Here is a 2,086-nt window from a genome sequence, read left to right as displayed (position 1 = left end):
GATCTTAGAGGCTGATCCGAAAAGAGGTGGGTGAAATCATGGGCCTGTGATTCTGTTTGTTTTACAAGACAGAACGGCGATTACGACGGCCTGGACTGAATTCACCCGTTGCCGTTATGAGCGCAGCGGCGGCAAATACACAAGTGATGCGAGCGATGCGGAGTGGGCGCTGGTCGCGCCGCTGATGCCTGCGCCCAAGAAGGTCGGCCGTCCGCGCACGACCGATCTGCGCGACGTCTTCGATGCGATCCTCTACATCGCGACGACCGGCTGTCAGTGGCGGATGCTGCCGAACGACTTTGCGCCCGTCTCGACGGTCCGGCGCTACTTCTTCGACTGGCGCGACAACGGTCTGCTGGCAGAATTGAACCGCCAGCTCGTCGCGGCGGCGCCCCAGGCCGAAGGGCGCGCGGCGGACCCAACTGCGGGCGTGATCGACAGCCAGAGCAAAAAGACCACCGAAAGCGGCGGGATCAGAGGCTATGACGCCGGAAAGCGGATCAAGGGGCGAAAGCGTCACATCGTCTCCGATACCATCGGGCTTCTGGTAGGCCTTGCCGTTCATGGTGCCGACATCCAGGATCGTGATCGCGCGCCGAACCTGCTGAAGTCCATGTCGACCATCTATCCGCTGCTGCGCCATATCTTTGCCGATGGCGGGTATGCCGGACCCAAACTGAGAGGTGTCGTCGAAAAGATTGGGCGCTGGACGTTGCAAATCATCAAACGCTCCGACACCGCGCAGGGCTTCGAAGTCATCCCGCGCCGCTGGGTGGTCGAACGCACCCTCGCGTGGCTGGGAAGGTGCCGCCGTATGGCGAAGGACTGGGAGAAGACCATCGCCAGCGCAGAGAAATGACTCCTCATCGCCCACATCAGGCGCGTCATGCTTGCACGCGGCCAGCGCGTCGCTCTGGTGCGCGTCGTTCTGGCGCGCGGCGGTGGCGATCGAGTTCGTGTGGCGATTGGCGAGATTCGCACATGCGGCAATCGTCGGTGAGGTAGCTGAAAAGGTCGTCGGTGGCGTCCGTGATGTTGTTGCTGATCTCCAGCGCGCTGGAGATTATCTGAGCGATGATCTTGGTCTTGATGGGTCTCATTTCTTTTTGTCTGCTGGGTTGGTGGTGGGTCGGGGCGCGAGGCCCCGGCGGTGGGCTCAAGCGGCGATGGCGGCGCGAATGGCGATCCGCTCGTGCGCAGAATGGGACCAGGCGGGGAGGGTCTCGGGGTCTCCGCCGGCGACGCGGCGCCCAACGGCGGCGCGCGCCTCACGAAGGGCGGCGGGGCAGTCGCGCTCGTACGCGCGCTGGTGCAGGTATGCGTAAACCCATCCGCGATGCATGGGGCGCGGAGTGCAGCCGAACTGCAATTCCCACTCATTGACGTCAACCTGGCGCTCGCCGGAGGCCAGCTTGCGGGCGGACTCATACGCCTGTACGTCGTCCTTCTCGACCTTCGCCGCCTTGGCCTCGACCGCCTCCGAAAAGCGCTCTTCAGCGTTGTCATCGCCACCCAGAACCTCGAATTCGAGGGTGTTCTCGGCGCCCGCAGGCAACTCGACGGACAGCACTGTCTCACCGTCCGGCTGCATGCGGCCGGCGTCGTCCATTGCGAAGCCGCCGCGCACCAGCTCGACGCCCTCGGCGAAGTAGACCTTGGCCGGGTCGTGGAACTGACGCCGGTCCGCCTTGCCGCGCCAGATCCGGACGACCTCGACCCCGGCGATGGACAGGCGCTCGGTGCCGCGCTTGCGACCGTCAAAAGTGTCAGTGACGCGAACCAGGGTCCGTGCTGTCTTGGCCGCGGTGGAGTTTATCATCTGGATCATGGGCTCTGCCTTTCTGTCTCAAATACCTGTTTTCCGTAGGCTTCATCTGCCAACCCTCAGTAATTTGGTGCGATCTCCTCAGCCAAAAAACGAAATCGCAAGAAAAACAAAAAAATGTGCGACGCCTCGAAATCGGGAGGAGAACCGGGGACCTTCAGAAGGTGGGTTCATGTCGGCGAATGAAAAACCCCGCCCGGTGGCCGGAGCCATTCCGACTTGTAGGACACGAACAGGTCAGAGGCGTTAGCATGTAGGGTG

Annotated in this window: 3 protein-coding genes; 1 reads left to right on the top strand and 2 read right to left on the bottom strand. The window is 62.6% G+C overall.

The features are described from left to right. Positions 1 to 79: 79 nt before the first annotated feature. A complete protein-coding gene (locus tag IM708_RS20780; RefSeq protein WP_209428457.1) occupies positions 80 to 859 on the top strand; it encodes an IS5 family transposase in 780 nt (259 codons plus the stop codon). A 25-nt stretch (positions 860 to 884) separates the two neighbouring features. Here IM708_RS20780 and IM708_RS20775 read toward each other — a convergent pair whose 3' ends face one another. Beyond that, the gene (locus tag IM708_RS20775; RefSeq protein WP_209428456.1) at positions 885 to 1,100 is read right to left on the bottom strand and encodes a hypothetical protein; all 216 of its coding nucleotides are present in this window, start codon (positions 1,098 to 1,100) and stop codon (positions 885 to 887) included. 56 nt (positions 1,101 to 1,156) lie between these two features. After that, positions 1,157 to 1,828 (bottom strand): hypothetical protein, encoded by a 672-nt coding sequence (locus IM708_RS20770; protein WP_209428455.1) that lies wholly within the window; start codon positions 1,826 to 1,828, stop codon positions 1,157 to 1,159. Positions 1,829 to 2,086: the final 258 nt, after the last annotated feature.

Origin of the sequence: Pararhodobacter sp. SW119, from assembly GCF_017811755.1 — a bacterium.
Taxonomy (GTDB): domain Bacteria; phylum Pseudomonadota; class Alphaproteobacteria; order Rhodobacterales; family Rhodobacteraceae; genus Pararhodobacter.
This window is presented reverse-complemented; position numbering and strand designations above follow the sequence as displayed.

Excerpts from the sequence above, each read along its gene's own strand:
- IM708_RS20775 (WP_209428456.1), bottom strand. The coding sequence starts at position 1,100 with ATGAGACCCATCAAGACCAAGATCATCGCTCAGATAATCTCCAGCGCG.
- IM708_RS20770 (WP_209428455.1), bottom strand. The coding sequence starts at position 1,828 with ATGATCCAGATGATAAACTCCACCGCGGCCAAGACAGCACGGACCCTG.